We start from the raw sequence: 1,005 nt of genomic DNA on the forward strand, positions 1-1,005 counted from the left end.
TCCTGTTTCTCGCCGGAGGCGAAGCGGGAGATGATCAGGGCGAGGATGATGATGGCGCCGTTGAGGAATTGGTTCCACAGGGGTGGGACGCCGGCCAGGGTCATGACGTTGACGACGAGTTGGAGGGTGAGGACGCCGGTGAGGGCGCCGAGGAGGGTGCCGCGGCCGCCGTTGAGGCTGACGCCGCCGATGACGGTGGCGGCGAAGACTTGGAAGATCCAGCCGTTGCCCTGGTCGGCGGAGATGGAGCCGTAGTGGCCGGTGTAGAGGATGCCGGCGAAGGCGGCGAGTGTTCCGCCGAGGATCAGGACGGTCCAGACGATGCGGTCGACGTGGATGCCGGCGGTGCGGGCGGCTTCGGGGTTGCCGCCGATGGCGTAGAGGGCGCGGCCGTGGCGCAGCCAGGCCAGGGCGGCGGCGCCGAGGAGGAAGAGCAGGGTGCAGATCCAGATGGCGGCGGGTGCGCCGAGCCAGTTGGCGGAGCCGAGGTAGCGGAAGGAGGGGGGGACGTTGACGATGGACTGGCCTTGGGAGGTGGCGACTTGGAGGCCGCGGAGCAGGGTGAGGGCGCCGAGGGTGACGATGAAGCCGTTGAGGCGCAGTTTGAGGATGAGGAAGCCGTTGACGGCGCCGATGGCGGCGCCGACGGTGAGGCAGAGGGGGATGGCGGTCCAGGTGGGGAGCAGGGCGATGCCGTTGAAGCGGGCGCCGTGGTCGGGTAGGACGAGCCACATGGCGATGACGGGGGCGACGCCGATGGTGGATTCGAGGGAGAGGTCCATGCGGCCGGTGATGAGGATGAGTGCTTCGGCGAGGACGAGCAGGCTCAGTTCGGTGGCTTGTTGGCCGACGCCGAGGAGGTTGTCGGTGGTGAGGAAGGCGGGTGAGACGGCGAAGCCGATGATGGCGAGGGCCAGCAGGACGGGGACGAGGGACAGGTCGCGGTAGCGGGCCAGGTCGAAGCGCCGGCCGGCGGGGGCGGGGAGTGTGGTGGGGCGGCCCAGG

General features: G+C 69.9%; 1 protein-coding gene. It reads right to left on the reverse strand.

From position 1 onward, the window contains the following. Positions 1-1,004: ABC transporter permease (locus C7C46_RS30065; protein WP_110673091.1), on the reverse strand; the 1,004-nt coding region annotated here is incomplete at its 3' end. Between the last annotated feature and the right edge of the window lies 1 nt (position 1,005).

Origin of the sequence: Streptomyces tateyamensis, from assembly GCF_003205575.1 — a bacterium.
Lineage (GTDB): Bacteria > Actinomycetota > Actinomycetes > Streptomycetales > Streptomycetaceae > Kitasatospora > Kitasatospora tateyamensis.